The sequence below is a fragment of the Amycolatopsis sp. NPDC043889 genome, from assembly GCF_056435645.1.
The window spans coordinates 13,444-39,378 of record NZ_JBWKEC010000005.1; the positions used below are offsets into that span (position 1 = coordinate 13,444).

Genomic DNA, 25,935 nt, shown 5'->3' on the forward strand with positions numbered 1-25,935 from the left:
AGGAGACCACCGATGTCCGTCAACCGCCGCGACCTGTTGCGAGGCGCCGCCACCGCCGGTGCGCTGGGGCTGGCCTGGCCGTTGAGTTCGCGGATGACGGTCGCGCAGGCCGAGGAGGCCGCGGCGGCGCTGGGCGCGACCTGGGACGAAGCGCCGTTCACCCTGGGCGTCGCGTCCGGTGACCCGGTCCCGTACGGCGTCGCGCTCTGGACCAGGCTCGCGCCGAAACCGATGGAGTTCGAGCAGCCGCTGGACGACACCGTCGAGGTCGCCTGGGAGGTCGCCACCGACCGCGCGTTCCGCCGTCGCGTGGCACACGGGACGACGGCCGCCACCGCCGGGCTCGGGCACAGCGTGCACGTCCCGGTGTCCGGGCTGGAGCCGGGCTCTCAGTACTACTACCGGTTCCACGCGCTCGGCAAGGTCAGCCGGATCGGCCGCACCCGAACCGCGCCGGTCGGGCCGGTCCGGCGGGTGCGGTTCGCCTCGGCGAACTGCCAGGCGTTCCACGACGGGTTCTACGCGGCGCACGCCGGGATCGCGCGGGAGGACCTGGATTTCGTCGTCCACCTCGGTGACTACGTCTACGAGCACGGTCAGGTCGGCGGGAATCCGCTGCGCGATCACGAAGGACCCGAAGTGCTCACCCTGCCGGCGTACCGGCGGCGGCACGCGCTCTACAAATCCGATCCCTCGCTGCGGGACGCCCACGCCGCCCACCCCTGGTTCATCACCTGGGACGATCACGAGGTCGTCAACGACTACAGCGGTACCACCCCGTCGTTGCGGGCGCGGCGCTCGGCGGCGTACCAGGCCTGGTTCGAGCACATGCCGGTGCGCCCCGACCACCCCTCGTCACCGAGGATCCACCGGCAGCGCCGCTGGGGCGACCTCCTCGATCTGTCCATTTTGGACCTCAGGCAGTACCGGTCGGCGCAGAACCTGCCCGACGGCACGATCCTCGGCGCGGACCAGAAGGCATGGCTCAAGGACCAGGTGACCGGTGCGGGCGAGGCGTGGCACTGCTGGGTGAACTCGATCATGCTGAGCCAGCTCGCGAAGCCCGGCGGCGGCTACATGTTCACGGACCAATGGGACGGCTTCCTCGCCGAACGCAAGGAAGTGCTGACCCACGTGGCCCAGAGCGGTCTCGAAGACCTCGTGGTGATCACCGGCGACTGGCACTCCGCGTTCGTCGACGACATCCGCCCGGACTTCGCGGATCCGGCCACCCCGGTGATCGGCACGGAGTTCACCGCGCATTCGGTCACCTCCGGGGCCTACTCCCCCGAATGGAACGCCACGAACGGACCGAAGATGGGTGCGGCGAACCCGCACCTCAAGTACTTCGAGGGCGACCGGTACGGCTACGACGTCTACGAGGTCACCCCGCACCGCTGGAGCACGCACATGCGGGTGATCGGCGACCGGCGCGACCCGCGCTCCCCGGTCAGCACCCTGACGACGTTCCACGTCGACCGCGGCAGGCCCGGGTCGTACGAGGACAGGTCCACCATCACGTCTCCGGCGCAGTACCGGAGGCGCTAGGCCAAAAGGGGAGCCGGGAACTCAGAAGAGGGGCGAGCGACGCCCTTTCGGAGCAGCGTGGTTCACCGCACGCGTTCTCGTTTCACCTGCCCGATGAATTCACGACAATTCTTCCGTGCGGCTAATCTGGGCATTCCATTGGGAACGAGCCGCGGGAGAAAGCAATGAAGAAGAAAATCGCCGCTTTAGTCATGGCCGCCTTTTCGGCGGCCGGAATCCTGGCCGCTTCACCGGCCTCCGCGGCGACCGAGGGCAGGTTCCCACCCTACGGATGCGGCAGCGATCGCTATGGAATCCTCTTCGGCGAGGGTATTTCCCTGACCTGTTTCGGCCTGCCGGGACACTCGGAGACCTACCGGGTGGTCGCCCACTGCGCGTCCGGATCCTCCTATTGGTACACCGTCGGACATTGGGTTCCGGTCGGTTTCGGCCCGTCGACGGCGGAATGTCACGGCGCACTGCTTTCGAGCGCATACGTGGCCGGATATCACGTAGACGACTTCTAATATCCGAATGACTTGATGTCGATCTTGACGGCGCGGTTCAGCGTCCGCTCCCGGCAGGTCCCCACCGGCCCACTTCCGCGGTGAGCCACCGATGCAGGGAAAAGGCCAGTTCGACCGGCGCGTCGTACTGGATCAGATGCCCGGCCTCGGGAATGACGTCCAGTAGCGCATCGGGAATCGCGTCGGCGAGACGCTTCGCCCGGTCCACCGGGATCCACGTGTCGTCCGCACCCCAGATCACCTTCACCGGCAACGCCAGTTCCGGATAGCGGTCCTGGATCTCGTCGGTGTAGCGGACGTCCGCCTCGGCGATCTGCCGGTAGAAGGCACGTTGCCCGTCCGCGTCCAGCCAGGGCCCGGTGAGCGTGGCCAGCTGCGCGCCGGTGAGACCGCGATGGGAGGCCGTCCCGATGTAGGACTCCAGCGCTCCCCTGTGCACCGCCGGGGGCTGCGCCTGGAAGACCTCTGCGTTCTCCGCGACGAGCCGGAAGAACTCCGAACCCCACGGCCGCAGCGCGACGACGTCCACAAGGGCGAGCGAGGCGTACTCCGCGCCGTGCAGCAGCTTCGCGCGCAGAGATACGGCCCCGCCGTAGTCGTGGGCGATCACGTGCGGTGCCGTCAACCCCCAGTACTCGAGCAGGTCGGCGAAAAGCTCGCCCTGCGTCCCGAGATCGACGGCGTGGCCGGGGTCCTTCGACGAACGGCCGTACCCCGGCATGTCCCAGACGTGGACGGCGAACTCCGCGCTGAGCGCTCGCGCGAACGGCGCCCACAGTTGCGCCGACCACGGTGTCCCGTGGCACAGCACCACCGGGACGCCTTCGCCGAGGCGTTCCCACGCCACCGAACGGCCACGCCACTCGAACGTCCGCGACAACTCCAGCTCACCGAAACCCATGATCGCGATCGTAGTGGCGGCCGCCGGCTCAGTCCGGCAGTTGCAGTTCCGTATGCCGTTTGGACAGCATCTCCGCCAGCTCCCGGAGTTTGACGTTCATGTTCTGCGACGTGTGCCGCAGCACCTCGAACGCCTCCGCGGCGTCGATCCCGCGCCGCGCCATCAGGATGCCCTTGGCCTGCCCGATCGCGTCGCGGCTGTCCAGCGCCTGCTGGAGCTGCTCCTCCTGGAGCTGACCGCGCGTGACCGCGTGGGTCGTCGCCAAGGCCAGCGACGCGTGCGTCGCCAGAAGCAGCAGCACGTCACGGTCGGCCTTGGCGATGCCGTGCGGACTGCGCGAATAGACGTTCAGCGCGCCGGAAGGCTGCGAACTCGACGCTTCGGGCAGGAGGGCCGTCGAGACCAGCGAGTGGAACCCGAGCGCCGCGGCGGCGGGACCGAAACGCGGCCATCGGGCGTCTTCCGCGAGATTGTCGCTGAACGCCGCCGCCGGCCCCGAAACCCGCGCCGCTTCGACGCACGCACCCTCGCCGTACTGATACTGCAGCTGATCCAGCTCGCCGGCGATCTCGTCGGTCCGCACCGGCGTGTGGAACCCTCCGTCGGGATCGAGGAGGGTGACGCTGACCAGATCCGCGCCCGGCACCAGGTCTCGCGTCGCGAAGACCACCCGTTCGAGGACCGCCGCTATCGAACCGGAATCCAGCAACGCCCTGGTCAGGGCTACGAACTGGGTGACAAGTGGCCCGGCGATGAGCCGGACGCCGCTTTCGGAGATCACCGGCAGGTCGCCGTCGCCGACATCCTCGACGAATCGGTTCTTATCCTGCTGCCAGTCGAATTCATCGGCCAAAGCCCGCCTCTCCCACTTCTGCACATCGGCGTGATGCACCACGGGAGTCACCGGCGGGAACCGGCGCCGAGCGCGCACCATCAACCGCCGCAACCAACCCGGTTACCGGCGGATCGGCGCTAACTTCTCAACGCTCAGAACCGCTTTCGGAAGCCGACTTTAGCCGAATGCGATCACCCGGCCTACCGCGCCCCACGTTCGGCCCGTCCCGGATCGCCTCCTCCGGCCACACCGGCGATGACGGGTTCGGCCACCTGGCGTAATTCCGCACCGGCCCGCCGGGTCCGGCTCATGTTTCACCTCGGGCCGTGGTGGTACCCGGGCCGGTGTCGCCGAGAACCCCGGGGGGTGATCACTGTGTCCTCGCTCCAGGCCGCGGAGCAGCGCCGGATCATCGCCGATTGCTTCACGCGCACAGGGCTGACTTTGGAACAACTGTGGCTGAGGTACTTCGCACTGGGCGGCGATGTCAGCGAAGTCGACTTGGAGGCCTACCTGCGGGGAGTGCTCCCCTTGCCCAGAATCCAGCGGGACATGGTGGCCCACGCGGTCAACGAGCGACTCGACGAGCTCTCCGGCGCGCGACGGGCACCGTACAGCCGCAACGTCGGGGAGGACAGCCGCCCCCGCGGTCTCCTGGCCGCGCTGGTGGGACTTCTCGATGGCGCCCAGCGGGTCTCACCCGAGCGGCTGCCCGAGATCGTCACCGCATCGGGCCGGGCGCTGGACCTGGAGCTGACGGTCTATCTCGCCGACTATGAGCAGCGGCTGCTCTTCCCCCTGCCCGGCGAGCGGGCGCCCGGCCGAATGCCGCTGCCCATCGAGGCCAGCACCGCCGGCCGGGCCTACCGGAACGCCGGCACCACGCTGACCGAGGAGCCGAGCGGACCGCGGTTGTGGGCCATCCTGCTGGACGGCGACGAGCGGATGGGCGTGCTCGAGATCGAAGCCACCACGGACGCGGACCTGCACGACCCCACCCTGCGCACCCAGTGCCAGTGGCTCGCCTCGCTGTCCGGCCACCTCATCGCCGCCGCGATGCGCTACGGCGACGGCCTCGACATGACCCGGCGTCGAAGACGGCGCGGCCCCACCGCCGAGCTGCTTTGGCAGAACCTGCCCCCGTCGACGGCGGCGACGGGCGACTTCGTGGTGGCGGGCGGCGTCGAACCGGCTTACGACGTTCGCGGAGTGAGCTTCGACTACGCCCTTTCCGAAACGACGGCGTGGCTGGCGATCTTCGACGCGGGCCGGGACACCGTGTCCTCGGGCCTGGTGGTGTCGGCGGCGCTCGCCGCCTACCGATCCGCTCGCCGCGAGGGCCAGGATCTACGTGGTCAGGAGCACTCTGTCGACAAAGCGCTTTCGACGCAATTCGGTGACGGCACCACGGTCCGCGGCACACTGGCCGAAGTGGACCTCACCCATGGAGCCCTGCGCCATCTCGAAGCGGGCGGGGAACCACCGCTCGTACTCGGCACCGGGTACGAACCGACCACAGTGGACAGTGAACGGCGGCCACCGTTCGGCGACGGAGGCCCCGGGCGCATCACGACCGCCCACCTCCGGGCCGGAGATCTCCTTGTCCTGCACACCGAAGGCCTCGCGGGAACACGCGTCGCCGACGGCGGACGGTTCGCGCTCGCCGACAGCCTGGCCGCCGGCGCCGGGCACGTACCGCCGGAAATCGTCCGTCGTGTGCTCGCGGCGGCGAACTCCCACTGCCGCGGCGGTTTCGCGGGCGACGCCGGACTGCTGGTCGCTCGCTGGCCGGGCACGCGGTGAAGCGGCTCAGCCGCGGAAATCGACGTCTTCGGTCTTGACCGTCCCTCCCTTCCGGCCCGGCGCGACCTGGTGCCGCCAGTACAGATTCGTGTGCGCGATGACCTGTTCCGGCTTGGGCGCACCCCACTCCGATTTGTCGAAGGTCGTGTGCGCGTCACCGACCAGCGTCGCGTCGTACCCGCGGACCAGCGCGCCGTGCAGTGTCGAACGGATGCAGGCGTCGGTCTCCGCCCCTGCGACCACGAGCCGCCCGACACCGCGCTCGGCGAGCACCTTCTCCAGATCGGTGTCCTCGAACGAGTCCCCGTAGGACTTTTCTACGAGCGGCTCGGACTCGTCACGGTCCAGCTCGCCGACGATGCGCCACTCTTCGCTGCCTCGCACGAGTCCGTCGTCGGAATGCTGCACCCACACGACCGGCACGCCTTCCCGTCGCGCCTTGCCGACGAGAGCGCCGATGTTCGCGACCACGGAGTCACGCTCGTGGGCCTCGTCGACGACGCCGTTCTGGACGTCGACGACGAGGAGCGCGGTGTTCGGCCGGTTGGCGAGTGTGGTCATTGCGGGATCCCTCCAGGTCAGGCTGCTGTGGCAGACCTTAACCCGGACCACCGACAAGATCCGCCGATCAAGCTCCCGGAACGGCCAGCGCCTTCGCGTTGCGCTGAACGTCGGACCACGCCCGGTCGCTGCACAATCCGCAGGAAGCGCCGAAGAATTCCGCGTGTGCCCGCTCGTCGCCGGAAAGCCAGAACCGGAACCACGCCGTGATCGCGCCGCGGAACCCGCCTCCGTCCCCGACGGGCGTGAAATGGGTCGCTCCCCCGAGTTCGCCGTAGACCGCGGGGACCTGGTCCGCGAGGCGGTAGCGCGGGATGACCAGCAGCCCGGGAACGACGATGGTGTCGAACTGCCCACCCAGGAAGAACGCAGGCCCCTTCAGCGCCGCGGCCGAGCCCTGCGGTCCCGGTTCGATCGGGATCGTCGTGGTGACACGGGAGTCCGCGCCGGCGGCGATCGCCCCGCCGCCGCCCTGGGAGTGGCCGGTGGCGCCGATGTGCGCCGTGTCGATCTTCCCGTGGTACGGACTGCCGGGACGGGAGTTCTCGGCGATCAAGGTCGTGGCCCCGGCCAGCATCTCCTGACCGGAACCCGCGTTCGGCGTGTCCGCCGCCGCGACCACGAAACCGTGGGAAGCCAGATGCCGCAACAGGCCGTCATAGGTTTTCGGGTTCGCGCCGGTCCCGTTGCCCCACAAGATCACCGGGTGCTTCTTCAGCCGCGAAGGCCGGTACACGGTGTGGGCGCCGTCGAGGGCTTCGACGGTCACCGCGTACGGCCCCGGTTCACTCCACCGGCTCGCGATGCCGGACTCGGCCGTCGCGGCGGGCGTGATACCCACGGTCGCGAGCGCGACCATCCCGGCGATCAGTATCCGTGCGCGAAGTTTCCCCATCGTGGCCACCGTCCCGTTCCGTCCGGGCCTCGTTGCCCGCGCCCCTCCCCCAGCGTGTCGGCACGGTCACCGTTCGTCCATGGGGCCGCTCACAAGATCGGGCGAACGAGTCTTGTGATCGACCCCAAACCGGGTCAGCCGATGAGCTGCCACAGGTAACTGGGGCTCTTGACCGGTGCGACGGCGTTCTTCTTCCAGAGGTACTTGACCTTGCACGGCGGAACGATCCGGTACTTCTGCACGGTGAACGAGCGCGCTTCCTTGTACTGCTGCAACCGCAACGTCTTCCCCGCGGGCACCGTCGCGGCATACGACCAGGAATCGGACTTCGAGTAGCTCGCGCCGACGCTCACCGCCAGCGAAACACTCGCCTTGGCGAAGATGACGCCCGCCTCGGCACTGGTCGTACCGGTGATGGACGCGTTGACCGAGGAGGTCGTGGTCTTGTTGTAGGTGATCGTCCCCGGCCCGCGCAGGTAGTCGCTGCGCAGGTTCGTCTTCATCCAGGCCTTGGCGCCGTTCGAGATCTTGTAGTCGGGCGGATCGTTGACCTCGGGGCAAGGCTGGATCGCGAGCGACCGGGCCCCGGCCCCGAGAGCCGCGGGCGCCACGCACAAGGCGCAACCGAGAAGGACAGCAGCGGCCACCGACCGGAAACGCATCGCGAACCTCCCGTTGTCGATCATGATCGAACGGTAATACGGCTCCGGCGGCGGCGCGGAAATCCAACCTGTTCGAGTTAAGCGTCTTGGGTGCGTCGCGGGCCCGGTCCGTGAGGGCCTCACGGCGATGCGCGTGAAGGCCCCCTTCACGCGGCTGACCCAATGGGCCTTCACGCGTTCCCAAGTACATGAAGGACTCCTTCCTTGCGCCTGGCGCAGTGAAGGGGTCCTTCATGTACTTCGCGGCGGCTGGGGTTTCGCGTGTCTGGACGGACGACACACGTGATGGGATGGACAGGCACGCGAAACCGGGCATTCGGCACGCCGAACTGTCCACTGTGGCCGTCACCCGAACGCCGAAAGCCCGTCCAGCAGCCTGTCGACGTCCTCCGTGCTGGTGTACGGTGCCAGCCCGACGCGGAGCGCGGGGTCCTCGAGCTTCAGGGCCGCGAAGACTTCGTAGGCGTAGAAGGACCCCGCCGGCGCGACGACATTCCTCTCGGCGAGAGACTTTTGCGCCTCGCGCTCGCGCCCGCCGAGACTCATCAGGACGGTCGGCGTCCGGTCGGCGGCCTTGCCGTGGACGGTGACGGCGTCGCCCAATCCCTTCTCCAGCCTGGTGTGCAGCAGGCTTTCGTGCTCGTGCAACGAGTTCATCGAGTTCGTCAGCCGGTCGCGTCGCGATCCGGCCGGCCCCGGGTCGAGTGCGGCGAGGAAGTCCACGGCCGCCGTCGCGCCCGCGAGGATTTCGTAGGGCAGCGTTCCGAATTCGAACCGTTCGGGCACGGTGTCGGGCGACGGCATGAGCTTGTCCGGCTCGACGGTTTCGAGGAGGGACGGCGACGCGCCGAGCACCCCGCAGTGCGGGCCGAGGAACTTGTACGGCGAGCAGACGAAGAAATCCGCTCCCAGCGCGGGAACGTCCACCAGGTCGTGGGCGGCGTAGTGCACTCCGTCCACGAACACCAGCGCCCCGGCGTCGTGGGCGAGATCGGCGATCCGGCGGATCGGCGGTTTCGTGCCGAGGACGTTCGAAGCCGCCGTGACCGCGACCAGTTTCGTCCTTTCGGTGAGGACCAGGGAATCGAGGTCCAGTTCGGTGGTCAGAGGATCGATGTCGAGCCAGCGGACGGTCATCCCGGCTCGCTCCGCGGCCTGCACCCACGGCCGGACGTTGGCGTCGTGATCGAGCCTGCTGACGACGATCTCGTCGCCCTCACGCCAGCTTTTGGCCAGGTGCCGGGAAAAGTCGTACGTCAGCTGGGTGGCGCTGCGGCCGTGGACGACACCTTCGGCGGGCACACCGAGGAAGTCGGCGTAGGCGGCTCGGAACGCGGCGACGGAGTTCTCCGCGTTGAGTTCGGACGGACAGACCTCGCCCCGGTTCGACAGTGGCCCGGTGAGTGTCCGGGCGATGGCGTCGGCGACGGGCCGGGGTGTCTGGGTACCCGCTGGTCCGTCGAAGAAGGCGGTTCCGTCGGCGAGGGAAGGGAAATGGAGCCGGAGGGCGGCGACGTCGATGGCCATGCCCTCGACTCTGACATTCGGCGAGGACCGAGTAAACGCTTCGTGGCCGGAACTTTCTCCGGCCACGAAGCGCCAGGACTCAGTACAGCTTCAACCGGTACGCGCCGGACTGCGCGGTGCCGGCGAACAGATACCGGCCGTCCGCGCTGATCGCCAGGGAGAGCACCCTGGGATCGGGCAGCGCGCCGGGCACGGGCGACCAGGTGCGGCCGAAGTCCGTGCTGCGCAGCACGCCTCCCCCGGTCGAATCACTCGCGAACCACACCCGGAAATCGAACGGATGCGGGAGGATCCGGCTGATCTCACGGGGGTCTTCGCCGTCGCGAACCCGGCGGAACGTCCGGCCGCCGTCCTCGCTCAGGTGGATGCCCGCGCCGCCGATGAGCACGCGACCGCCACCCCACCGGCTGACCGAGATCGAACTGACCGGTTCGCTCGTGACGTGGGTCCAGGTCTTGCCGCCGTCGTCCGAGCGGGACAGACCGCCGGAGTCCCCGCCCCAGACGCGGTTCGGGTTCCACGGATCACCGGCGAACGTGAGGAAGCCGCTGTCGGTCGCGAGCTTTTCCCAGGTCTTGCCCGCGTCGTCGCTGCGGTAGAGCACGTAGCCGCCGGGTGCGAAGGCCGATACGAGGAGCCGGTCCGGGTCGGCGGGGTGAGCGAAGATCGCCCTGGGGAGTCCTTCCTTCGCCTTCGCCGCGAACTGCCAGGTCCGCCCGCCGTCACCGCTGCGCAGCACGTCGAGCGAGAACCCGTTCCTGGTCACCTGCCAGACGACGTCCGGGCGGCTCGGCGAGACGGACAGGCTCGCGTCCTCGTGCAGCCGGTCGGTGGGGTGGGACTGCCAGACCCGGTCCGTCGCGGAGACCTTGCCGCGCGGGAGCGGGGTGTTGTAGATCTCCTGCACACCGGCCGCGACGACGCTCTCCCGCAGGAGGTTCCCGGTGGTCACGAGGTCGCGAATGGTCTCCCCGGGCACGCCGATCTGCTGGTATCCGCTCTTGCCGCCGTCGGCGTACACGCCGCGGTACAGCGAGGAGATCAGCGTGGTGGCGGGTTTGCCCGGCACGGCGGGAAGATCGATCATGTCGCTGACACCCTCGCCGGGAGCGGGCGCCGGTTTGCGGGTCCAGGTACGGCCGAAGTCCGTGCTGGCGTCTATGTCGTTATACGTCGAGACGTACAGGCGTCCGCCGACGAAACGCGGTTCGCGCAGGGTCTGCCCACCGGGCTCGCGGCGCAGCACCGTCCAGGTCTTGCCGCCGTCGGCGGAACCGTGAAGTTCGGGGCCGACCGTGACCACGAGCCGCTCGCCGTCCGCGGCGACCTGATTGACCTCGCCGTTGGTCCGGTAGACGAGTTCCGCCCGCCGTTCCTTGCCGCTGACCCCGCGGACCACCCAGAGCGCGTATTCGGGGTAGACCGTCGTGAAGTAGGCGTCGTCGCCGACCATCGTGAGCTTGAGCGCGCCGACCGGCGAGGCGATCCCCTCGCGCGGCCAGGTCCTCGGCACGTCGTTCCAGTGCTCGCCGCCGTCGATGCTGACGCTCAGCGAGTCGAGGTTCTGCACCACGACGACCCGGCCCGTCGGGTCCGTGGCCATCCCGAACGCGCCGTCGGGGTACCACTCGCGCAGGGTCTCCCAGCTCTGACCACGGTCGGTGGTCCGCAGCAGCATCCCGTGCCACTCGCCGGGCATCCCGCCGGGCGAGTTGCCCACCGCGAGCATCCGGTCCGGGTTCACCGGATCGGCGAAGATTCCCTGGATGGCGGTGTCCGCCGGCAGCCCCCTGCGCACGGTCCACGAGGCGCCGCGGTCGCCGGAGAGCCACAGGGCGGGCGGGCTGGGCACCATCATCGCGAGCCCGGCGGGCGAAACCGCCAGCAGCCCGCCGACGCTGTTCGGGCCGACCGGGTCCCAGGCGCCGTGCGGCAGCCCGGTCGCGTTGGCCTCGGCGGGCGGAAGCTGGGGTTCGGCGGTGGCCACCGACGTCGCCCCGGTGGTCCCGAGAGCCGTCAGCAGTCCGAGAACGAACATGCGTTTGGTGATCGATCTCAGTTTCATGCGGGAGATCTTGGCGCAAGTTCCCGAAAAGAGATAGAGGATTCGTCGGATCTTTGCCTGGCGATAACCCCTTGCCAGCTTGCCGTAGCCTTGTCAAGGGTTGATATCCGCCAAACTCATCCGATCACTACCGCACGACGATCGCGACCAGCGCGGTGACGAGCAGGGCGAGGTACGCGATGGCGTGGGCGCGATCCGGGATCCGGCCGACCACCCGGCGCGTCACGGCGATGGTCGGCAGCGATCCGCACAGCAGCGCGCCCGCGGCCACCAGATCGATGTAACCGAGGTGGGCGGCGCCCGGAACCATGCCCGTCGCCGCGAAGGCGTAGACGGCCGTGCCGATCACCGCCACCGGCAGGCTCAGCGGGTTCGCCAGCGCGGCCGCGTCGGCCATCGGCAGGCCCTTGCGCCGCATGAGCGGGACGGTGAGGACACTGCCCCCGACCCCGAGGAAGCTCGCCACGGCACCGATCCCGGTCCCGCCCGCGGTGGTGGTGATCCCGCCGAGCGCACGCGGCCGGCTGTCCTCCCGCCTGCTCACGAATCCCTTCCGGACCACGCTGTCGGCTATGGTCAGCGCGAGGTAGGCGACGAAGAGCCAGCGCAGGACACTCTCGTCGGCCATGGTGGCCGCGAAGGACCCGAGCACGGCACCCAGGCCGATGAACGCGATGAGCGGCCACAGGTAGTCGCGGCGAAGCCGTCCTGTCCGCAGTTGCGCGAGGGTCGCGCTCCCGGCGTTGACCACCATCACCGCGGTCGACGTGGCCACCGCCACGTGCATCGCGCCCAGCGCGTGCTCCGGCTCGGCGAGCGCGAAGGCGTAGACGACGGGAACGGTGATGAATCCGCCGCCGAATCCGAAAAGGACGGTGGTGACCCCGCTCAGGCAGCCGAACCCGAGGAGCACCGAGATCTCGATCAGCACTCCTGCGACGGTAGGCGCCCGCGGCGCGGCGGGCATTCGAAAGAGCGCCAATTTCTTTCGCGGACCGGACACCCGGCGTAGGCTCGGTGAGGTGCGTGACATCCCCATCGACGAGGTCGACCACCTCGACCGCGCGGTGGTGGCGATCCGCACCGATTACCCGCCGGGGCACCGGATCCTCCCGCATCGGCACCGGCGGGCGCAGTTCCTCTACAGCGCGACGGGATCGATGCGGGTCGAAACGGCCGACGGCACGTGGACCATCCCGACGCGGCGGGCGGTGCTCGTGCCGCCGGAGACCGTCCATCAGGTCTTCACCACGACCGTGAGCACCCGGAGCCTGTACATCGAGCCGAAGGCCGTGCCGTGGTTCCCGCGCCGCTGCCAGGTCGTCGAAGTCTCCGCGCTGCTCCGGGAACTCCTGAACGAGGCCGTCGGCGTGCCCGATCTGTACACCCCGCGTGGGCGGGACGCCGCGGTCATCGGCCTGACCCTGCACGAAATCCGCCGGGCCGCCCCGGTCCGGCTCGATCTCCCGCTGCCGAAGCACGACCGGCTGCGAACCCTCTGCGAGTCCTTTTTGGACGATCCGGACATCCACGATCCGGTCGCCGGCTGGGCCGCCCGGCTGCACGTGAGCGAGCGGACGCTGAACCGGCTCTTCACCACCGAAACCGGACTGAGTTTCGCCCGCTGGCGGCAGCGGGCCTGCGTCCTGCATTCCCTCTCGCTGCTGTCGGAGGGTCGTCCCATCGCCGGGATCGCCGCCTCACTCGGCTACGAGAGCCCCGCCGCGTTCTCCACTATGTTCACCCGGCTTCTCGGCACCTCGCCGAAGGACTATCGCGCAGCGTCGTCGCTCTGATCGCCGGTGTCTCACAGTGAGACACGAGGCCCCTCCCACGGTGCCGCCGTCGCCCCTACCTTCCGTTCAAGCCCAGGCGAACAAGGGAGTCATCGTCGGAAAGGGGATCGCGCTCCGGCTCGCCGCGGACGGGCACGACGTCGCGGTCAACGACGTCGCCGCCAACGAAGCGGAACTCGAGGCGGTCGCCAAGGAGATCCGCGAAACGGGACGGCGCTCCGCGGCGATCACGGCGGACGTTTCGGATCCGGAGTCGGTCACCGTCATGGTCGCCGAAACCGCCGCCGCGTTGGGTTCCCTGGACGTCATGGTGGCGAACGCGGGGATCGCGCAGGTCCTGCCGCTGCTCGAAGTGACCCCGGAGGACTGGGACCGGATGATGGCCGTCAACGCGCGCGGCATGTTCCTCTGCTACCAGGCCGCGGCCAAGCAGATGATCCATCAGGGGAACGGCGTCAAGATCATCGGCGCGGCCTCCACCGTCGCCCATCGGCCGTTCGCGTCGCTCGGCCACTATTCCGCGTCCAAATGGGCGGTGCGCGGGCTGACCCAGGCCGCCGCGATGGAATGGGCCCGCCACGGAATCACCGTCAACGCGTACTGCCCTGGCATCGTCGGGACGGCCAGGCGGGACCTCATCGACGAGAAACTGGCGGAATCGGAAGGGATCCGGAAGGGACGGCTTCATCAGCCACGCTGGGCCCGTGCCGCCCCGACGCAGTACACGCCGAAGGCCGCGACGCCGAGGGCCACCACGATGAGCAGTACCGTGCCGAACGGCTGAGCGGCCAAGGTCCGCAGGGCGGCGTCGAGCCCACCGGAGCGGGCCGGGTCGTGCGTCAGCGCCGCATAGCCGACGAGTACCGCGACCACACCGAACACGACACCCCTTGCCACATAACCGATCCTGCCGAGCCGCTCCACCCACCGCCGGGTCCCCGACGGGAGCCGCGAAAGGTCGATATCCTGTTCGAAGGTCCGGCGTGAGCCCTTCACCACCGAACCCACCGCGACGCCGAACACGATGACGGCCACCACGGTCACCAGGAACGGTCCGGCGGGCAACTCAAGCAGCCGCGCGGTGAACTCCTGCTGCTTCTGGTCGCCGCTGCCCTGCTGTCCCGCGCCCGCGGCGACCCTGGCCGCGTAGACGCCCAGGGAAACCCCGACCACGCAGCGCACTCCGGACGTCACCCGCTTGACGGTCCGGGTCCTGCGTTCGTCGATCCAGGTGTAGCCGACCGCGGCCAGCAACGCCTGCCACAGGCCGTAGGCCACCAGTCCCGCCGCCAGCACCCACAACAGCACACCGCCCATCGCGGTCGAGCCGACCTCCGCGATCGCGCCACGTCCGTCGGCCTCCTGGCCGCCACCGCCGACGGCGACGCGCACCGCCAGGTACCCGATGAGCAGGTACACCAGGCCGTAGCACCCCATCCCGATCCGTCCGAGCACCTGGACGGCCGTGTTGTGCCGCACCTGTCTCGCCTTGGTCGCGGACATCCGGTCCACCTCCTCGTGAGTCTTAATCGAGTGTCACGGCCGACGGCCATGACCGCCGCGCGACTGGTCCGTCCGGCCCAGCGGGGAAGGAGGTGGTGTGTCGCCTAAGCGAGGAGCCAGTCGCGCGTGTCGCGGTGCCTGCCGAGCCCGACGGCGTCGAACTCGTCGAAGTGGTCACCCTTGACCACGCCGAGCCGCCGAAGCACCGCCTCGCCCTGTACTCCGAGGAACAGCGGATGGTCTTCGGCGCCACCAAGTTCCGCGCGAACATGGAGATGCTGAACGCGGAGATCGTGGAGCGCGAGGCTCTGGACCCGTGGGTGTCCGGCTGAAGCACCTGCCCGCGACGGTGGTGTCGGCCACGCCGCGGGGGCCGCTCGACTGGCCGGACGCGACCGTCGTGAACGGAGACGCGGTCGACGTCGTCGCCCGGTTCAAGGAGGAGTCCGACGTGCCGCTGCGCTCGCACGGCAGCCTGGCGATGAACCGGGCGCTGATGGCCGCCGGCCTCGTGGATCGCGTCCAGGTGACGGTCTTCCCTGTGGCCCCGGCACGAATCGAGCTGACCATCCACAAAGGACGATCGCGTCGAGCCTGCCTAGACGGTGCTCGACGCGACCGCCGGACGGCGGTGAGAACCGAGCCAGGGCGCCAGCAGGGCTTCGAGGTCGGCGTCCGACAACGCGTACGGCCCGCCGTGGAACTCGTGCCACCGCGAGGCGTCCCGCGCCGCCATGTACTCCACCTCGAACGCCCGCATCAGGACGTACATGAAGGTCACCGAGCTGAACCGGTCACCGAGCAGCGTCCTGGCCTCGCGCGCGACACCTGTCGCGCCGTGGCCGATCACGTCTGTGAGCTTCAGCTCCTCCGCAGCCGGGTCCAGCAGGCTGGGGGCATACATCACGACAAAATCTCCATCACTGAAAGGAAGAACTCAGTTCTCGGCGGCGAGCTGACCGCACGCCGCCGCGATCTCCTGACCACGCGTGTCACGGACCGTGCACGCCACTCCGCCCGCGTTCACCAGACGGACGAACTCCCGCTCCACCGGCTTCGGCGAGGCGTCCCACTTGCTGCCCGGCGTCGGGTTCAGCGGGATCACGTTCACGTGCACCAGCTGGCCAAGGTGCTGCCGAAGCCGCTTCGCCAGCAGCTCGGCACGCCAAGGCTGATCGTTGACGTCCCGGATCAGGGCGTACTCGATCGACACCCGGCGGCCGGAAGTGTCCGCGTAGTACCGGGCCGCGGACAGGACCTCGTCCACCGACCAGCGCTCGTTCACCGGCACCAGCGTGTCGCGCAGCTCGTCGTCCGGCGTGTGCAGCGAAACCGCCAGCCGCACCTGCATCTTCTCGTCCGCCAGCTTGCGGATCGCCGGCGCGAGACCCACCGTCGACACCGTCACCGAACGCTGACCGATACCGAGCCCGTCCGGCGAGGGATCCGTGATCCGCCGGACCGCCGCCACGACGCGCTTGTAGTTCGCCAGCGGCTCGCCCATGCCCATGAAGACGATGTTCGACAGACGGCCGGGGCCGCCGGGCATCGCTCCGTCGCGCATCACCGCGGCGGCCGCGCGGACCTGGTCGACGATCTCCGCGGTCGACAGGTTCCGGTCGAGACCGCCCTGACCGGTCGCGCAGAACGGGCAGGCCATGCCGCAGCCCGCCTGGCTCGAAATGCACAGGGTCGCGCGGTCCGGGTAGCGCATCAGCACGCTCTCCAGCAGCGTCCCGTCGTGCGCGCGCCACAGCGTCTTGCGCGTGGTGCCGTCGTCGCACGCGAGCGCCTTGATCTCGGTGAGCAGCGTCGGCATCAGATCGCCGACGAGCTTCTCCCGCGACGCCGCCGGGATGTCGGTCATCTCCTCCGGGTTCACCGTGAGCCGCGAGAAGTAATGGTTCGAAAGCTGCTTCGCGCGGAACGGCTTCTCCCCCAGCTCGGCGACGGCAGCGGCCCGCTCGGCGGCGGAGAGGTCGGCGAGGTGGCGCGGCGGGAGGCCGCGCTTGGGCGCGTCGAAGACAAGAGGGAGGGCAGTCATAGCTCACTCAGTGTCCCATGTCCACCTTTGACGCGCCTGAGCCGCCCCGGATCGCTGTTTCCCAGGTCACGTGAACCGCACCCGGGCCGGACCGTGTGTTCTTCCCGCGGAGTCGTGCGGATCGCATTTCAGGAGACGTCGGGAGGTCACGTCAGGACCGAGACTTGGTCATGTCGCGCCACGGACCTACGAGCGCCCCGCCGCCGCCGCGGTCCCGCACCTGGTCCGCGGCGGCGAGGCGGGCGTCCTGGAAACGATGGGGTTGCCATGGGGTACGAAGAGTTGAGACCGCGGCTCGACGGAATCGAGATCACCGATCTCGAACCGGAGCTCTGCTTTCTCGTCACACCCAGTGGGGGGCAGTTCTACATCGCCGCGCCCACCCGGGAGTTCCGCGCCTGGGCGAGCCGCTGCGACGGCACCCGGACCCGCGCCGAACTGCTGGCCGGCATGACCCCGGACTACGAGGAAATGATGGAGATCCTCGAAGCGGACGGCTGCCTCCGCCACGATCGGGACACCGGGGCGGACGACGTCGCGGCCACCTCGATCCTTCTCACCGGCTCGCCCGCGCTCGTCGAGCCCTTGGCGGAGATCCTCGACGGCAGCGGGTACGCGAGCGTCGAGGCGGTCCCCTACTTCCACGATCTGTCCGAAATGGACATAGAGAACGTGGTCGTGGTCGCGGCCTTCGATCACCCCGCCTATACCGAGTTGATCGCGCTTGACGCGTTGTGCGCCGGCAGCGGGGTGCGCTGGCTGCCGTTGCGCCGGGAACGCGGCCGGGTGATCGCCGGACCCGCGATCGCGCCCGACGGCATCGATTTCGCCGACGTCGTCGCGCGGCGCCGCTCCGCCGCGCAGGACCCGCGTGTCGTCGAGGCGTTCCTTTCGGCCCCCTCGGACTCCACCCCGCTTCGGCCGGGCGACGCCCGCTGGGCGCTGACCACTCTCGCCGTCCATCTCGAACGCTGGCTCGCCGGCGGACGATCCGCCATGACCACCGGCGAGATCGAACTGAACCCGGCGGACCTCACCGAGATCCGCCGCCCGATCCTCCCCGTACCCGACCGGGCCCGGCCCGTTCCCGCCACGACCGACCCCGAACTGCTGGTGGACGACCAGACCGGGATCGTGACCGGCGTCGGCGAAATCCCGCCCGCACCGGGGATGCCCGCCCGGCTGCGGGTCTGCGCGGTCGATGTCGCGGACATGCGCCGGGTGACGAACTGGCCCAACGACCGTCAGGCCTTCGGCACGTCGTGGCACGATTTCGACCTCGCGCGTCAGTCGGCCATCGGCGAAGCGGTGGAGCGCTACTGCGGAAGCTGGCTCGCTCCGGAGCACGAAGTGTGCTTCGGCAGCTACAAGCAATTCGCCCGCTACGGAATCCCCGCACTCGACCCGCAACGGCTGAACCTCTACTCCGCCACGCAGTACCGATCCCCGGGTTTCCCGTTCGCGCCACTGACCCAGGACACGGAATGCTCGTGGGTAGAAGGCTTCTCCCACACCACCGACGAACCCGTCTGGGTTCCGGCGTTCTTGTTCTCGAACGAACGCCAACAGGGGGAAGCGCATTTCGCCGATCCGCTGATCGCCGGCCTCGCGAGCGGGACCACCGAGGAGCACGCCGTCACCTCCGGCCTCGAAGAGGTACTCGAGCGCGACACGACCATGCTCTGGTGGGCGAACACGCCACGCCTCGGCAGGCTCACGATCCCGGACGAGATCCGGTCACTCATCGCCGACGCCACCGACGACTACGAAGTCACGCTCATCCACCTGGACAACGAGTTCGACGTCCCAGTGGTCGCCGCGGTGGTACTCGACCGTGTGAAACGCTGGTTGTCGATCGGCTTCGCCACCCGGCCGGACGCGCTGGAGGCCGCGAAGAAGGCGCTCGCCGAAGGATTCACGCTCCAGCACACCTGCCGTGCCCTCGACGACGAACGCGAGCTGTCCGGCATGCGCCGGGACCTGCCGCATCTGGGCAACCTCAAGCCGTATCGGGCCGATCGGCGCTACCTGGACTCGTACCGCGAAGACTTCGCCGATGTCGCGGATCTCCTTTGCCAGCAACAGATCTACCTCGATCCCCGGGCCGTGAAGCGAGTGGCCCCCTGGGTCATGGACCTGCCGAGCCGCGGCTGGGACGACCTTCCCGCCCTCGGGGAACGGCGGCTCAAGGCCTACCAAGCCCGCGTCGAAGCCCAGGGATTCGAGGTGATCAGCGTCGACCTGACGACCTGCGACGTCGCGGCCGCCGGATTCCACGCCGCGCATACGCTGGTCCCAGGGCTCGTCTCGAACTTCCCCGCCGGATCGCCGATGTGGGGCAACGGGAGGATCGCCGACGCGGCGGTGGGCCTCGGCTGGCGGGACGAACCGCTCGCCGAGCACGAACTCAACGTCTTCCCGCTCCCCCACGCATGATGGCCGCCGCCGACCTGCTCGGTCTGCCGAGCACTCGCGGCCGGTTCCCGCTCATCGCGGCGCAAAGCGTCGACGCGCTGTGGCGTGGCGATCCTGGTACTGGGCAGACTGAACCGTGCGCTCTGAACTGGACGACGTCGCCCGGTTCGGCGTGCTGTTCGCCGAACACGCCGCGCTCCCGGGGTTCGCCATGACGACAGTGCGCGAAGGCGGAGCACTCGGCGGCTTCGCCTACGGGGTCCGGCAAGAAGCCGGCTGGTGGCCCGAACGCGCGACGGCTCCGGCGCCTTCGTGGCTCGACGGCGAAGAACTGTTCTACGTGTACGAGCTGGCGCTCCTCCCCGAGCTCCGCGGTCGCGGGCTTGGCCGCGCTCTGCTCGATGACCTGCTGAAAGAGCGCCCCGAGCGGTTCGCCGTACTCGCGTCCCGCGTCGAGGCGCCCGCTCGGCGGCTGTACTGCCGCTGGGGCTGGCGGGAGGTCGGCGAGTTCGACTCCGGTGGCATCGATTTGCTCGCGCTCGACCTCTCCTGAGACCCAGATCACCGAGAACGGGTTGTCGTACGACTGTTTCCGATATATCGTGAACATGTCGGAACAGTACGTAGAAAGGATTCACATCATGCGACGACGACCCTTCCCTCCAGAACACGGCCGACCGGCCTTCGGCCCTTGGGCCCGCGGCGGCTTCGGCGATTTCCCGCCGGGTCCGGGCGGACCGGGCCATCGGCACCGGCACGGCCGCCGCGGTGGCCCCGGGCGGCGCGGCAAACGCGGTGACGTCCGCGCCGCGATCCTGGCGCTGCTTTCCGAGCAGCCGAGGCACGGCTACGAGATCATCCGGGAGATCGGCGAGCGCAGCGGCGGCTTCTGGAAGCCGAGCCCCGGCTCGGTCTACCCGACCTTGCAGTTGCTGGCCGACGAAGGCCTGGTGATCAGCAAGGACGAGAACGGCAAGAAGCTGTTCGAACTCACCGAATCCGGCCGCGCCGCGGCCGAGCAGCAGGACGCGGTCCCGCCGTGGGAGCAGATCGCCCACGACGTCGACCCGGTCGAGGTCAACCTGCGCAAAGCGGGCGCGACCCTGGCCGCTGCGGTCGCGCAGGTGATGCACGCCGGCACCGAAAGCCAGCAAGCCCGCACCGTCGACGTGCTCAACGAGGCACGCCGGACGATCTACGGCATCCTCGGCGAGGCCGAGGACTCGACTCCGGACGAGGACACGGAGTGACCTGGCACGACGAGGCCGGTGGGCTTGACGCGCGCATGCACGCGATAGCCCACCGGCAGCGTCATCCGTTTCTCCCCGGAGCCTGACGAAACCTCGTTCAGGCGCCGGACCTCCGCGATCGCCTTCGCCGCGACCGGAGCGCTGAACTCGATCTTCAGCACGGCTTCCATCGCGGCGTCGTCCTCGAACAGCCACCGCGTCATCACCTTGCGGCAGCCGAATCCCTGACGGGCGAAGAACTTCTCCACCCCGGGCGGATCGTAGTGCGGAAGATCCAGCCGCATCCAGCGTCCGTAGGGCTCACTCGCCACATCGAGATCCACGATCATCATCAGCCCACCCGGACGCAGCACCCGCTCCGCTTCGCGAAGGCCGGGTTCACAACCGGGGCCGAAGAAGTACGCGGTGCGCGCGTGGACGACGTCGAAAGCCGCGTCCGGTAAGGGAAGCCGCTGCGCACGCCCTTGCCGCACCTCGACGTTCTCCAGCCGCCCCACCCGTTTCCGCGCGTCGCGGACGAGCGGCTCATGGGGTTCGATCCCGACCACCGACCGCGCCGTCTCGGCGAACCGCGGCAGATGGAAACCGTCACCGCAGCCGATGTCGAGCACGTCCGCACCGGACCAATCGCGATACCCGGCGAGCGCGCGCCAGATCTCGTCGTCGACGTCCTGCGCGCGGTTCTCGACCTCGTAGGCCTTTTGGTAATACCAGATGTTCGGGCTCGGCAGCACCTCCTCACCGCCGCGGCGGAAGGAGGAGAGGGCTCGGGGAAACCAGCGCACGGAAGCTCCAACGAAGGGACACCGGGCCGGGTTCCGGGGTCATCCGGTCGAAATCTTTGACGGAAACAATGCGGTCAGCGACTAGACTTTACTCCCACCGGTAAGGGAGAACCGCATGTCGCTCGGCTCGGCCGCCCACACTTCCGTCATACCTTCGGGAATCCCGTGCTGGATCGAGCTCGCGTGCAGAGACGAAACGGCCGCGCAAACCTTCTACAGCGGGCTTTTCGACTGGGAGTACGTCGTCCAGCGTGATCCGGCGACGCCGACCGGCCGCTACTCGATAGCGACGCTGAACGGCGTCCCGGCCGGTGGTCTGTACCGCGCGGGTTCGGGCGGGCCGTCCGGCTGGAGCGTCCACATCTCGGTGCCCCAGGCGGCCGCGGCCGCCGAGTGGGTGGACAGTCTCGGTGGCCGGGTCACGCTCGGGCCGGTGGCGATCCCCCATCGCGGCACCATCATCCACGCCGTCGACGCGTGCGGCGCGCACGTCGTCTTCTGGGAGCCGCCCGCCACCTGGGAGTTCGCGACAGGGGTGCCGAACACCTTCAGCGGCGCGGATCTCAACACCCACGACGGCGCGGCGGCGGATCACTTCTACTGCCGCCTCTTCAACTACACCAGCCACCAGATCGGCGACGGCGCCTCGCTCGACTACGCCGAATGGCTCATCGAGCATGAACCCGTGGTGTACCGATACGTGATGGGTTCGGAGTACCGGCCGGACACTCCCCCGCACTGGATGGTCTACTTCGAACTCGACCCTGCCCGCGGCGCCGACGCCGCGGCGGGACAGGCCCTGATGCTCGGCGGCACCGTCGTGGTCCAGCCCTACGACACCCCGTACGGCCGGATGGCGATCCTCGCCGACCCGGACGGTTCGGTGTTCGCCGTGATCGACCACTCGCGGGCCGTCGAGGGCTGGGGCACCGCCGAAGTCGACGACCCCTACGACGACTGAGCCGGGGCGACGAGGCCGCCCCGGCTCTTCGGTCAGATACCCGCCCAGAACCGGCAGTCGTGCACTGCCGCGAGGTCGACCGGGCCGATCACGCCCGGCGCCAGCGATTGCGTCCGCGGCGAAGGACGCCATTTCGGCAGTTCGCCGCCATTCGGATCGCCGGTGCGCGCGAACGCGGTCCAGTACCGAATCATTTGCCCCGCCAGTTCCTGCTGCGCGGGCGTCAATTTCGCCGGGAACCCGGTTAAATCAGACAAATAAGCCAATTCGGTTCCATGGGCGGCGCCGAGATTCATGCCTGGTGGCGCGGGAACAAGCGGGGGAGCCGCCCGATCGGCGAACTCGTAACCGAAGGTCCGCGTGCGCTCGCGCAGCAATCGCTCGGTACCCACCTGCGGGCAACCCCAGATCCGGTCGGTCATCGCGTCCGCGAACGCCATCGCCGGGCCGCCGTGCTTCGCCGACGGGTATCGGGCGGCGACGAGCAGAGCCTTCTCCCCGAACGCGGTCCGCAACAGTCCCTGGTAGTGCTCCTCGGTGAACGGATGTCCGGGGAACAGGGCCACGAACAGCCTCGCCTCGTCCCTGGTGACCCCCGTCAGCACCGGGACGCGGGCGAAGCGCCCCGCTTTCAGCGCGTCTGCCGGATGCTCGGGCAGCAGGCCGGTGCCGAACGCGGGCGTCCCGAGCGGCTGGTTCACCAAATCCTTGGCCGGAAGCCGCCGCATGCAGGCGATGTCGGCGCAGCCGAGTTTCTCGGCCCCTGCAGCACCCATCGCTTCGGCGTCGGCGCGGGGCAGATACGGCGAGCCCGCGGGGACGCCGGGGAAGAACCCGCCGTCGGGCCAGGTCAGCGTGCAAGGCCCGCTCTGGATGATCGCGCGGTGGAACAGCCCCGCGGCCCAAGGGGAGGCCAACTGGACACAAGTGCTCATCGCTCCGGCGGATTCGCCGAACAACGTGACGTTCCGGGGATCCCCGCCGAACGCATGCGCATTGCGCTGCACCCAGCGCAGGGCGGCCTGCTGGTCCTGGAAGCCGAAAGAACCGGAGTCGCGGCCGAGTTCCGGATGCCCGAAGAAGCCGAACACACCCAGCCGGTAGTTCACGGTCACCACGACGACGTCCCCGCCGAGGGCCATGCGCTCGAAGTCATAGTCGCTGCCCGCGCCGGAGGTGAAGCCGCCACCGTGCACCCAGACCATCACCGGACGCGGCTTACGCGCGGGCTTGGCCGGGCTGATCACGTTGAGGTACAGGCAATCCTCGGCCTCGCTCGCTGCCGAACCGAGGCCGGCTCCCTGCGCGCATCGAGGTCCCGGTTTGCTCGCGTCCCGCACCGCGGTCCACGGCTCGGGTCTCCGCGGCGGGGCCCAGCGCAGATCGCCGACCGGTGGCGCGGCGAACGGAATGCCTTGGAAACTCCGATATTCGGCAGTACTCACCCCGCGAACGGGGCCGGAATCCGTGCGGACTACGGGGCTTCCGCCCGCCTCCGCCACGGTCGTCGTCAGGGCGCCGAGCGTCACCACGCCCAGTGCCATGGCCAGAAGTCGCTTACTCATCTGTCGAGTTCGCATACCCCGACCTTGGCCCGGCGCCCCGGACTTTGTCACCTGGGTTTGGTCTAAACGGGGACGAATGCGGAGAGCAGCAGCCAGGAGACGACGGCCGAAGGGAGCAACGAATCGAGCCGGTCCATCAGCCCGCCGTGGCCCGGCAGCATGTTCCCCATGTCCTTGACGCCGAGGTCGCGCTTGATCAGCGACTCGACGAGATCGCCCAGGGTCGCCGTGCAGACGATCGCCGCGCCGAACAGCACACCCTGCCAGGCGTGGCCGTCGAGGAGAAGGCTCAGGGTCAGCGCGCCGGCGACCACACCGGCCACGAGCGAACCGGCGAACCCTTCCCAGGTCTTCTTCGGGCTGATACTGGGTGCCATCGGATGTTTGCCGCCCAGGACACCGGCGATGTAGCCGCCCGTGTCCGAAGCGACGACGCCGATCATGAACGCCAGCACCCGGCCGACGCCGTCCTCCGGCGGGACGAGCATGGCGGCGAAGGCGCCGAAAAGCGGGATGTACGCGGCGGCGAAGACCGACGCGCTGATGTCGCGCAGGTAGCCGTCCGCGCCGCCGGGCAACCGCCACAGCAGGCAGACAAGCACCGTCAGCACGAACGCCGTCAGCGCGCCTTCACGGCCGTACGGCCACGCCAGCCAGACCATCGCCTGACCGCCGACGAGCACCGGGACCAGCGCGACCCGGATGCCCGCCGCGCGCTTCAGTGCCCCGGCCAGCTCGATCGTGCCGACCGCGATGGCGATCGCGATGATGCCGATGAACAGAAAGCGGACGGTGAGCAGGGACGTGACGATCGCCGCCCCCAGCAGCAGCCCGACCCCGATCGCGGCGGGCAGGTTGCGGCCGGCGCGGGAAACCTTCTTCGCCGGTTCCGGCTTCTTGGCCGGAACCGGTTCCGGGTTCTCCACCCGGTCCTCGCGTTCCTCGCTCACCTGGCTCATCAGACCTCGAGTAGCTCGGCTTCCTTGTGTTTCACCAGCTCGTCGACCTTGTGACTGTAGGTGTCGGTGAGGTTCTGGAGTTCCTTCTCGGCGTGGACGACCTCGTCCTCGCCCGCCTCGCCGTCCTTCTTGATCCGGTCGAGCTCTTCCTTGGCCTTGCGGCGGACGCTGCGGATCGAAACGCGGGCGTCCTCGCCCTTGGCCTTGGCGACCTTGACCATCTCCTTGCGGCGCTCTTCGGTGAGCTGCGGAATGACGATGCGGATCACGTTGCCGTCGTTGCTCGGGTTCACACCGAGGTCCGACTCGCGGATCGCCTTCTCGATGGCGTTGAGCGAGGTCTGGTCGTAAGGCTTGATCAACGCCATCCGGGCTTCGGGGATGTTGACGCTCGCCATCTGGTTCAGCGGGGTCGGCGCGCCGTAGTACTCGACGACAATGCGCGAGAACATCCCGGGGTGGGCCCGGCCGGTGCGTACCGACGACAGGTCCTCCTTGGCGACGGACACCGCTTTTTCCATCTTCTCCTCGGCGTCGAGGAGGGTCTCGTCGATCACGGCAACTCCCGTAGTTGTGTATGCGTACCGATTGCGAAGATCAGAGCAGGCCTACGCGGGCACCCCGTCGGCGGGGGTGTCGACCAGGGTGCCGATCCTCTCACCACTGACCGCGCGGGCGATGTTCCCCTCGGTGAGCAGATTGAACACGATGATCGGCATGTTGTTGTCCATGCACAGGCTGAACGCGGTGGCGTCGGCGACCTTGAGATCCCGTTCCAGCACCTCGCGGTGGCTGATCTCGTGGAACATCTCGGCGGTCGGGTCGCTCTTCGGGTCCGCGGTGTAGACGCCGTCGACGGCCTTCGCCATCAAGACGGCCTCGCAGCCGAGTTCGAGCGCGCGCTGCGCGGCGGCGGTGTCGGTCGAGAAGTACGGCATGCCGACCCCGGCGCCGAAGATGACGACGCGCCCCTTCTCCAGGTGACGCTCGGCGCGGCGCGGGATGTACGGCTCGGCGACCTGCCCCATGGTGATGGCGGTCTGCACGCGGGTCGGCAGGCCCTCCTTCTCCAGGAAGTCCTGCAACGCCAGGCAGTTCATGACGGTGCCGAGCATCGCCATGTAGTCCGCGCGGTCGCGGTCCATGCCGCGCTGCGACAGTTCCGCGCCGCGGAAGTAGTTGCCACCGCCGATCACGACGGCGATCTGCACGCCCGTCCGCGCGACGTCGGCGATCTGCTGAGCGACCGAGTGCACCACATCCGGATCAACCCCGATGGAACCGCCGCCGAACATCTCGCCGCCCAGCTTCAGCAGCACCCGCCGGTATCCGCCTTCGACACGGACACCCATGT

At 69.0% G+C, this 25,935-nt stretch carries 26 protein-coding genes; 10 read left to right on the forward strand and 16 right to left on the reverse strand.

Going from position 1 to position 25,935, the window contains the following annotated elements; all coding sequences use genetic code 11:
• Positions 1 to 12 precede the first annotated feature (12 nt).
• Both AC0685_RS12215 and AC0685_RS12220 read left to right on the forward strand, forming a co-directional pair.
• A complete protein-coding gene (locus tag AC0685_RS12215) occupies positions 13 to 1,548 on the forward strand; it encodes an alkaline phosphatase D family protein (protein WP_478225569.1) in 1,536 nt (511 codons plus the stop codon).
• 164 nt (positions 1,549 to 1,712) lie between these two features.
• On the forward strand, positions 1,713 to 2,054 hold the full coding sequence (locus AC0685_RS12220) for a hypothetical protein (protein WP_478225570.1): 342 nt from the start codon (positions 1,713 to 1,715) through the stop codon (positions 2,052 to 2,054).
• Positions 2,055 to 2,091: 37 nt separating this feature from the next.
• Here the strand turns inward: AC0685_RS12220 and AC0685_RS12225 are convergent, their stop codons facing one another.
• Both AC0685_RS12225 and AC0685_RS12230 read right to left on the reverse strand, forming a co-directional pair.
• Positions 2,092 to 2,955 (reverse strand): alpha/beta fold hydrolase, encoded by an 864-nt coding sequence (locus AC0685_RS12225; protein WP_478225571.1) that lies wholly within the window; start codon positions 2,953 to 2,955, stop codon positions 2,092 to 2,094.
• 28 nt (positions 2,956 to 2,983) lie between these two features.
• Complete coding sequence (locus AC0685_RS12230) at positions 2,984 to 3,808, reverse strand: GAF and ANTAR domain-containing protein (RefSeq protein ID WP_478225572.1); 825 nt, start codon at positions 3,806 to 3,808, stop codon at positions 2,984 to 2,986.
• 357 nt (positions 3,809 to 4,165) lie between these two features.
• On the opposite strand from AC0685_RS12230, the gene AC0685_RS12235 reads away from it, so the two are divergent.
• On the forward strand, positions 4,166 to 5,593 hold the full coding sequence (locus AC0685_RS12235; protein ID WP_478225573.1) for a PP2C family protein-serine/threonine phosphatase: 1,428 nt from the start codon (positions 4,166 to 4,168) through the stop codon (positions 5,591 to 5,593).
• A 6-nt stretch (positions 5,594 to 5,599) separates the two neighbouring features.
• On the opposite strand, the gene AC0685_RS12240 is transcribed toward AC0685_RS12235, so the two are convergent.
• The 6 genes from AC0685_RS12240 to AC0685_RS12265 all read right to left on the reverse strand — a co-directional run bounded on the left by AC0685_RS12240 (position 5,600) and on the right by AC0685_RS12265 (position 12,234).
• Positions 5,600 to 6,154, reverse strand: a complete 555-nt coding sequence (locus AC0685_RS12240; RefSeq protein ID WP_478225574.1) for a cysteine hydrolase family protein — start codon at positions 6,152 to 6,154, stop codon at positions 5,600 to 5,602.
• Positions 6,155 to 6,221: 67 nt separating this feature from the next.
• Positions 6,222 to 7,049: a poly(ethylene terephthalate) hydrolase family protein gene (locus tag AC0685_RS12245; protein WP_478225575.1), complete on the reverse strand. Its 828-nt coding sequence runs from the start codon at positions 7,047 to 7,049 to the stop codon at positions 6,222 to 6,224.
• Between the two features lie 134 nt (positions 7,050 to 7,183).
• Positions 7,184 to 7,735: a hypothetical protein gene (locus AC0685_RS12250; protein ID WP_478225576.1), complete on the reverse strand. Its 552-nt coding sequence runs from the start codon at positions 7,733 to 7,735 to the stop codon at positions 7,184 to 7,186.
• Positions 7,736 to 8,056: 321 nt separating this feature from the next.
• Positions 8,057 to 9,238: a cysteine desulfurase-like protein gene (locus AC0685_RS12255; RefSeq protein WP_478225577.1), complete on the reverse strand. Its 1,182-nt coding sequence runs from the start codon at positions 9,236 to 9,238 to the stop codon at positions 8,057 to 8,059.
• Between the two features lie 79 nt (positions 9,239 to 9,317).
• Positions 9,318 to 11,303 carry a peptidase S8/S53 subtilisin kexin sedolisin gene (locus AC0685_RS12260; RefSeq protein WP_478225578.1) on the reverse strand — a complete coding sequence of 662 codons (1,986 nt, stop codon included), beginning with the start codon at positions 11,301 to 11,303 and terminating at the stop codon, positions 9,318 to 9,320.
• A gap of 127 nt (positions 11,304 to 11,430) precedes the next feature.
• The gene (locus AC0685_RS12265) at positions 11,431 to 12,234 is read right to left on the reverse strand and encodes a sulfite exporter TauE/SafE family protein (RefSeq protein ID WP_478225579.1); all 804 of its coding nucleotides are present in this window, start codon (positions 12,232 to 12,234) and stop codon (positions 11,431 to 11,433) included.
• A gap of 91 nt (positions 12,235 to 12,325) precedes the next feature.
• On the opposite strand from AC0685_RS12265, the gene AC0685_RS12270 reads away from it, so the two are divergent.
• Together AC0685_RS12270 and AC0685_RS12275 are read left to right on the forward strand one after the other, a co-directional pair.
• Entirely contained in the window at positions 12,326 to 13,099 is a 774-nt protein-coding gene (locus AC0685_RS12270) for an AraC family transcriptional regulator (RefSeq protein ID WP_478225580.1), read from the forward strand.
• Between the two features lie 40 nt (positions 13,100 to 13,139).
• On the forward strand, positions 13,140 to 13,883 hold the full coding sequence (locus AC0685_RS12275) for an SDR family NAD(P)-dependent oxidoreductase (RefSeq protein ID WP_478225581.1): 744 nt from the start codon (positions 13,140 to 13,142) through the stop codon (positions 13,881 to 13,883).
• Here the strand turns inward: AC0685_RS12275 and AC0685_RS12280 are convergent.
• Positions 13,787 to 14,602: a DUF1206 domain-containing protein gene (locus AC0685_RS12280; RefSeq protein ID WP_478225582.1), complete on the reverse strand. Its 816-nt coding sequence runs from the start codon at positions 14,600 to 14,602 to the stop codon at positions 13,787 to 13,789. The genes AC0685_RS12275 and AC0685_RS12280 overlap by 97 nt on opposite strands.
• 134 nt (positions 14,603 to 14,736) lie before the next feature.
• On the opposite strand from AC0685_RS12280, the gene AC0685_RS12285 reads away from it, so the two are divergent.
• Positions 14,737 to 14,934 carry a hypothetical protein gene (locus AC0685_RS12285; protein WP_478225583.1) on the forward strand — a complete coding sequence of 66 codons (198 nt, stop codon included), beginning with the start codon at positions 14,737 to 14,739 and terminating at the stop codon, positions 14,932 to 14,934.
• Between the two features lie 266 nt (positions 14,935 to 15,200).
• Here the strand turns inward: AC0685_RS12285 and AC0685_RS12290 are convergent, their stop codons facing one another.
• Together AC0685_RS12290 and rlmN are read right to left on the reverse strand one after the other, a co-directional pair.
• On the reverse strand, positions 15,201 to 15,506 hold the full coding sequence (locus AC0685_RS12290) for a hypothetical protein (RefSeq protein WP_478225854.1): 306 nt from the start codon (positions 15,504 to 15,506) through the stop codon (positions 15,201 to 15,203).
• Positions 15,507 to 15,539: 33 nt separating this feature from the next.
• Complete coding sequence (rlmN, locus tag AC0685_RS12295; protein ID WP_340687360.1) at positions 15,540 to 16,646, reverse strand: dual-specificity RNA methyltransferase RlmN; 1,107 nt, start codon at positions 16,644 to 16,646, stop codon at positions 15,540 to 15,542.
• A gap of 267 nt (positions 16,647 to 16,913) precedes the next feature.
• Between rlmN and AC0685_RS12300 the strand changes: the two genes are divergently transcribed.
• From AC0685_RS12300 to AC0685_RS12310, 3 genes are all read left to right on the forward strand, one after another.
• Entirely contained in the window at positions 16,914 to 19,082 is a 2,169-nt protein-coding gene (locus tag AC0685_RS12300; RefSeq protein ID WP_478225584.1) for a YcaO-like family protein, read from the forward strand.
• 115 nt (positions 19,083 to 19,197) lie between these two features.
• A complete protein-coding gene (locus AC0685_RS12305) occupies positions 19,198 to 19,614 on the forward strand; it encodes a GNAT family N-acetyltransferase (protein WP_478225585.1) in 417 nt (138 codons plus the stop codon).
• Positions 19,615 to 19,702: 88 nt separating this feature from the next.
• Positions 19,703 to 20,311, forward strand: coding sequence for a PadR family transcriptional regulator (locus AC0685_RS12310; protein ID WP_340687356.1), 609 nt, complete (start codon positions 19,703 to 19,705; stop codon positions 20,309 to 20,311).
• On the opposite strand, the gene AC0685_RS12315 is transcribed toward AC0685_RS12310, so the two are convergent.
• Positions 20,257 to 21,096: a class I SAM-dependent methyltransferase gene (locus tag AC0685_RS12315; RefSeq protein ID WP_478225586.1), complete on the reverse strand. Its 840-nt coding sequence runs from the start codon at positions 21,094 to 21,096 to the stop codon at positions 20,257 to 20,259. The two genes, AC0685_RS12310 and AC0685_RS12315, sit on opposite strands and share 55 nt — an antisense overlap.
• A 115-nt stretch (positions 21,097 to 21,211) precedes the next feature.
• Here AC0685_RS12315 and AC0685_RS12320 point away from each other — a divergent pair, with 115 nt between their 5' ends.
• Entirely contained in the window at positions 21,212 to 22,057 is an 846-nt protein-coding gene (locus AC0685_RS12320) for a VOC family protein (protein ID WP_478225587.1), read from the forward strand.
• Between the two features lie 32 nt (positions 22,058 to 22,089).
• Here AC0685_RS12320 and AC0685_RS12325 read toward each other — a convergent pair whose 3' ends face one another.
• The 4 genes from AC0685_RS12325 to pyrH form a co-directional block, all read right to left on the reverse strand.
• Positions 22,090 to 23,601, reverse strand: a complete 1,512-nt coding sequence (locus AC0685_RS12325) for a carboxylesterase/lipase family protein (RefSeq protein ID WP_478225855.1) — start codon at positions 23,599 to 23,601, stop codon at positions 22,090 to 22,092.
• An 83-nt stretch (positions 23,602 to 23,684) separates the two neighbouring features.
• Positions 23,685 to 24,581, reverse strand: coding sequence for a phosphatidate cytidylyltransferase (locus AC0685_RS12330; protein ID WP_478225588.1), 897 nt, complete (start codon positions 24,579 to 24,581; stop codon positions 23,685 to 23,687).
• Complete coding sequence (frr, locus tag AC0685_RS12335; RefSeq protein WP_034310934.1) at positions 24,581 to 25,138, reverse strand: ribosome recycling factor; 558 nt, start codon at positions 25,136 to 25,138, stop codon at positions 24,581 to 24,583. Before frr ends, AC0685_RS12330 begins: the two co-directional genes overlap by 1 nt.
• Before the next feature lie 51 nt (positions 25,139 to 25,189).
• Positions 25,190 to 25,933, reverse strand: coding sequence for a UMP kinase (gene pyrH / locus AC0685_RS12340; protein WP_005154669.1), 744 nt, complete (start codon positions 25,931 to 25,933; stop codon positions 25,190 to 25,192).
• Between the last annotated feature and the right edge of the window lie 2 nt (positions 25,934 to 25,935).

Bases quoted from the DNA above. Each gene is read 5' to 3' on its own strand.
- AC0685_RS12215 (WP_478225569.1), top strand. From the start codon at position 13: ATGTCCGTCAACCGCCGCGACCTGTTGCGAGGCGCCGCCACCGCCGGT.
- AC0685_RS12220 (WP_478225570.1), top strand. From the start codon at position 1,713: ATGAAGAAGAAAATCGCCGCTTTAGTCATGGCCGCCTTTTCGGCGGCC.
- AC0685_RS12225 (WP_478225571.1), bottom strand. From the start codon at position 2,955: ATGGGTTTCGGTGAGCTGGAGTTGTCGCGGACGTTCGAGTGGCGTGGC.
- AC0685_RS12240 (WP_478225574.1), bottom strand. From the start codon at position 6,154: ATGACCACACTCGCCAACCGGCCGAACACCGCGCTCCTCGTCGTCGAC.
- AC0685_RS12245 (WP_478225575.1), bottom strand. From the start codon at position 7,049: ATGGGGAAACTTCGCGCACGGATACTGATCGCCGGGATGGTCGCGCTC.
- AC0685_RS12250 (WP_478225576.1), bottom strand. From the start codon at position 7,735: ATGATCGACAACGGGAGGTTCGCGATGCGTTTCCGGTCGGTGGCCGCT.
- AC0685_RS12255 (WP_478225577.1), bottom strand. From the start codon at position 9,238: ATGGCCATCGACGTCGCCGCCCTCCGGCTCCATTTCCCTTCCCTCGCC.
- AC0685_RS12260 (WP_478225578.1), bottom strand. From the start codon at position 11,303: ATGAAACTGAGATCGATCACCAAACGCATGTTCGTTCTCGGACTGCTG.
- AC0685_RS12280 (WP_478225582.1), bottom strand. From the start codon at position 14,602: ATGTCCGCGACCAAGGCGAGACAGGTGCGGCACAACACGGCCGTCCAG.
- AC0685_RS12290 (WP_478225854.1), bottom strand. From the start codon at position 15,506: ATGTATGCCCCCAGCCTGCTGGACCCGGCTGCGGAGGAGCTGAAGCTC.
- rlmN (WP_340687360.1), bottom strand. From the start codon at position 16,646: ATGACTGCCCTCCCTCTTGTCTTCGACGCGCCCAAGCGCGGCCTCCCG.
- AC0685_RS12300 (WP_478225584.1), top strand. From the start codon at position 16,914: ATGGGGTACGAAGAGTTGAGACCGCGGCTCGACGGAATCGAGATCACC.
- AC0685_RS12310 (WP_340687356.1), top strand. From the start codon at position 19,703: ATGCGACGACGACCCTTCCCTCCAGAACACGGCCGACCGGCCTTCGGC.
- AC0685_RS12320 (WP_478225587.1), top strand. From the start codon at position 21,212: ATGTCGCTCGGCTCGGCCGCCCACACTTCCGTCATACCTTCGGGAATC.
- AC0685_RS12325 (WP_478225855.1), bottom strand. From the start codon at position 23,601: ATGGCACTGGGCGTGGTGACGCTCGGCGCCCTGACGACGACCGTGGCG.
- AC0685_RS12330 (WP_478225588.1), bottom strand. From the start codon at position 24,581: ATGAGCCAGGTGAGCGAGGAACGCGAGGACCGGGTGGAGAACCCGGAA.
- pyrH (WP_005154669.1), bottom strand. From the start codon at position 25,933: ATGGGTGTCCGTGTCGAAGGCGGATACCGGCGGGTGCTGCTGAAGCTG.